This window comes from Endozoicomonas sp. ALC013 (assembly GCF_049310205.1).
Taxonomy (GTDB): domain Bacteria; phylum Pseudomonadota; class Gammaproteobacteria; order Pseudomonadales; family Endozoicomonadaceae; genus Endozoicomonas.
Genome location: NZ_JBLYNS010000235.1, coordinates 1 through 4,658, shown reverse-complemented (window position 1 = coordinate 4,658; position 4,658 = coordinate 1). Strand labels below are relative to the sequence as shown.

General features: G+C 48.5%; 3 protein-coding genes. All 3 read right to left on the bottom strand.

Annotated elements, in window-relative coordinates:
- Positions 1-96 precede the first annotated feature (96 nt).
- Positions 97-1,311: a tryptophan--tRNA ligase gene (locus tag ACO6V1_RS22450; RefSeq protein ID WP_422448596.1), complete on the bottom strand. Its 1,215-nt coding sequence runs from the start codon at positions 1,309-1,311 to the stop codon at positions 97-99.
- A 363-nt stretch (positions 1,312-1,674) separates the two neighbouring features.
- Positions 1,675-3,624 carry a MutS-related protein gene (locus tag ACO6V1_RS22445; protein ID WP_422462755.1) on the bottom strand — a complete coding sequence of 650 codons (1,950 nt, stop codon included), beginning with the start codon at positions 3,622-3,624 and terminating at the stop codon, positions 1,675-1,677.
- A 224-nt stretch (positions 3,625-3,848) separates the two neighbouring features.
- Positions 3,849-4,475, bottom strand: a complete 627-nt coding sequence (locus ACO6V1_RS22440) for an L-threonylcarbamoyladenylate synthase (RefSeq protein ID WP_269676060.1) — start codon at positions 4,473-4,475, stop codon at positions 3,849-3,851.
- Positions 4,476-4,658: the final 183 nt, after the last annotated feature.

Genomic DNA, 4,658 nt, shown 5'->3' with positions numbered 1-4,658 from the left:
GGGAGGTTAGATGGCTTATTTGCTGATCAGTTCCATCATGCCTGCCAGAGGTGGTGTCTGTCCAGAGAGGAACTATACCAATTCTCGGTCAGGCTCTTAGCGATAGTGCAGTCCCATGGCATCCCGGACTTCCTTCAGGGTGTCCTGGGCTTCATCGCGGGCTTTCTCGCACCCTTCGGTAATAATGCTCTTGACCACATCCTGGTTATTTTCCAGTTCCAGGGCTTCAATCCGTATCGGTTCCAGCTCGGCCTGGATCGCTTCTATGACCGGCTTTTTGCAGTCGAGGCAACCGATGCTGGCACTGGTACAGCCACTGTGTACCCAGTCCTGACGTTGCTGGTCAGAATAGAGCCGGTGAAATTGCCATACCGGGCATTTTATGGGATCACCCGGATCATTCCGGCGAATACGAGCCGGGTCCGTGGGCATTTTCCGGATCTTGGTGTCCACCTCGTCCGCACTCTCTCTGAGACTGATGGTGTTGTTGTAGGACTTGGACATTTTCTGTCCATCCAGCCCCGGCGTTCTGGCTTGCGGTGTCAGCAATGCCTGTGGCTCTGGCAGAATAACCTTGCCGGTGCCTTCCAGATAACCGAAGAGGCGTTCCTGGTCACCCAGGGTAATATTGTTCTGTTCTTTCAGCAGGGCCCTGGCTGTTTCCAGGGCTTGTTCATCGCCTTTTTCCAGATAGGTTTTGCGAAGCTTCCGGTATATTTCACCCTGCTTTCTGCCCATTTTCCGGATGGCCATTTCGGCATTTTGTTCAAAACCGGGTTCACGGCCATAGAGATGGTTAAAACGGCGGGCAATTTCCCGGGTAATCTCCACATGGGCTTCCTGATCCGCGCCCACAGGCACACTGCCTGCCCGATAGGCCAGAATGTCAGCACTTTGCAGGAGGGGATATCCCAGAAAGCCATAGGTAGAAAGGTCTTTCTCTCTGAGTTTTTCCTGCTGGTCTTTGTACGTTGGAACCCGTTCCAGCCATGACAGCGGTGTCATCATGGAAAGCAGCAGGTGAAGTTCGGCATGCTCCGGTACCCGGGACTGAATAAAAATGGTGGAAGAGCCAGGGTTCACACCAACGGCGAGCCAGTCAGTGACCATATCCAGCATGTGTTGCTGAAGGTGCTGGGTATCTTCATAGTGAGTGGTCAATGCATGCCAGTCTGCCACAAAGAAAAAACAGTCGTATTCGTGTTGCAGTGCCAGCCAGTTTTTTAAAACACCGTGATAATGGCCAAGATGCAATCGGCCAGTGGGTCGCATGCCAGATAAAACACGCGACTGAGGGTCTACAGCGCTCAAAGGGCTCTCCCAAATTAGTCCTGAGAGGACAGGGTACGACAGTTTTAATCCAGGGGAAAGAGGGGCGAGACAGTATTCCCTGCCGCGCATTACCGGCTTTAGTGGCCGATAATAGGATGGGTCTTGTGGTCAGTATCAAAAGACTGGATGTTCCCCTGAACAAGGCATTGATAAAGCGTTTTTCCCGGTCTCATAGTACATGGTTTCAGTGAGTTTGACGGGTTGTTGAGCCTCCGCACTCCGTTCGTCCTGAGCCTGTCGAAGGTCGGAAACTCCGGACTCTGATAGATCGTGCCAAGCACCCTTCGACTCCGCTCAGGGTGAACGGAGATTGTACACGTCAAACTCTTTGAAACCAGGCTCCTAGTGTCTGCGGTTTTGAAGAGGGTATCGTTCCGGATATTTGATGATGTCCGTGGCGATATCAAGAAATTCTGATTGAATGCCCTCATCTTCAAGAATCTTGATGGCAATATGCTGTTCAGAAAAACCGGATTTTAAAAGGTAGTCATAGACCAGTCTGCCGTCACTGGTGATGTCGGCGTGAACATGCATGTTCTGGAATATTCCGGGGTATTCATCAGCCAGCAGTGTGGGTCTGGGGTAGTGGGTTGTGCAGATATTAATGCAGTTCCGGTTGTTGGAAATGATTTTCAGGTAGCCATAAGTGCCAGCCTCACCTTCTATCGGATTGGTGCTGCTGAAAATCTCATCCATCAGTGTCAGGCTGAACTGGTACTCTACCATGTTTTCAATATGGTCCATCAGTTCAATAGCTCTTACCGATTCTGCCTTGAAGGTTGACAGCCCTGCTGCCACCTCTGAGCTGATATCCATGTGAGTATGGATCAGGGAAAACGGGGTTATTTCAATATCGTGCGCTGGTGCAATTCCAAAGGTCTGTGCCAGCAGGACGGCAATGGCAATGCCTTCCATATTGGTCGATTTTCCGGCGGCATTAGGGCCTGTAATGATGGTGTTCAACGGTAATTGCGCGCCTATTTCAATACTGTTTGGCACGGCGACTGCTGGTGATAAATGTGGATTCCAGAATCGGTCAAGTCTCAGGTAGGGTGAAGCGTGTTCCGGAATGTATTTTGCAAAGGCAATTGGGTTGCTTTCTCTTTGCTGACCCTGGCTTACCAGTCTGGCAATGGTCAGCCAGGCATCCACTTCACCCACGGCCTTGAGGATGTATAACAGAGAACTTTTGTGCTTCTGCATCAGTTCTAATGCCATGTGGTAGCACCCCATGTGAGAGGTGTAGTAGTGCCAGTTAGAACGGACAGGGCTTTCAGGGGGCTCTTTCAATAGCGCGAGCATTTCCCGGAACTCTTTCGAGTAATCCAGCCTTGCAAGCTCCGGGTAGGATAACAGCACTTCATGAAACGGTGGATGGTTCTCAAGGGTCATCCAGAGTTTTCTGGCTTCAAATAAGGCAAGGCCCGGGCGTCTGCTGCGTTCCATTACGTAGGTGTAATATTTCCTCTCTCTTTTGGCACTTCGTTGTGTCAGATAAAGTGTCAGGCCATAAAGTGTCAAGCCGCTGACCAGATGCAATGGATGTGAAGAATTGTAATAAAGGTAGGTTGGCATAAACCCGAGGCTCAGCAAATTCAGGCTTTCAATAAAACGACGGGAGGCTTCTTTTTCATTGCTGGTTTTCGGGTTCATACCAAACTGAGTGGTAGCATCCAGGCTCTGGAAAAGTCCTTTATAGACAGTATCGGAGGGGTCAAGCAGAGATATGATGCCATCCTCATTGGCGGAGAACCGTTGTAAATGATTCTCCAGCCTGGCCATGATTATTGGATTATCGATCAGGTATTGAATGGTGGATTGTCTTTTTTTCAGTACGTTGATATCGGTTGTCGGAGTAATCAGCATATTGGCTAACATGATTTCTCCGGATATGGTAATCGGGGTTCCAAGGCTTTTCAGAATGCTGTGGTCGGGTGACTGCGTTGGTCCATTTAATAAATCCAGGTCTTTAACGGCGTAATGTGTCAGAATTTTGTTCGTGGAACTGGCCTGGTCGATGGTTTGTTGGGTGAGTGATTTTAATACGATTTTTCTTTTTTCTCCGGGTGTAAGAATAATATCAGGAAGTTCACCTTTAACTTCTTTTGATTCAATTTTTTCATTAGTGTCCGGGTAGGCTTGAGAAAAGTGTTGTTGTGATGTTTGATAGGTGTTTTTTATACCAAGTTCAGCCTGAATATCTAAAGGGTGTATAAGAAATCCAAAGATTATTATGAATAATTTATTTTGGTATCTTTTGGTTTCCGGTTTTTTGATTGCTGATATTGGCATGGTTTGATAAATGCTTTGTTGATTGATTTCGACTATTCACATATTCACTAATTGATTCTTGATTGTTGGATGCAGTATGGGATTCAGGCTTTTGAATTAGACTATTTATCCTAGACGACTTTTCTGAATAGTAGAAAAATAGATTTGCTGTTAATTCCACATCATGGCATGTCATGGATAGTTGTGTGAACTAACAGCTGATACTTGCTTTACCGCAAGAAAAACTAATCAATCATAAAAGGCTCAGGATTACCTTTGCCAACCCTGAGAAGTTCCGGGACATCTTCCATCAGGCTGACCACTGTCGTCGGCTCCATGCCACAGAACCCGCCATCAATAATCAGGTCCAGCTGGGGTTCCAGCGTCATGCGGATATCGTAAGGATCCATCATGGGGAACTCGTCACCAGGCAAGTGGAGCGTTGAACTCATAATGGGGCAGCCCAGCTCGCTGAGCAATGACTGCACAATGGCACCTTCAGGCACACGTATGCCGATGGTCTTCCTCTTCGGGTGCATCAACCGTCGAGGCACTTCCCTGGACCCTTTCAGAATAAAGGTATAGGGGCCCGGTGTGTGATTTTTCAACATTCGATATTGCGTATTATTCACCTGGGCATAGGTCGCAAGTTCGGAGAGGTCTCTGCAGACCAGGGTAAAATTATGCTTTTCATCCAGCCTGCGAATTTTCCGGATGCGCTCAACCGCCTTTTTATCGCCAATGTGACAACCCAGGGCATAGGCTGAGTCGGTAGGGTAGGCGATCACACCACCATCGCGAATAATATCGACAGCCTGACGGATCAGGCGCAGTTGCGGGTTGTCGGGGTGAATCTGAAAGAACTGGCTCATGGTAATCGTCAGCATCAGGGTTATTCACTCTACCTATGGCCCGGGGTGTGGGTGGTGACAAGCAAACAAGTTTGTCGGCCATAACTCAGAGTGATGAAGGGGTAGTACATGGTTTCAATGAGTTTGACGTGTACGATCTCCGTTCACCCTGAGCGCCCTTCGACCCCGCTCAGGATGCACGGA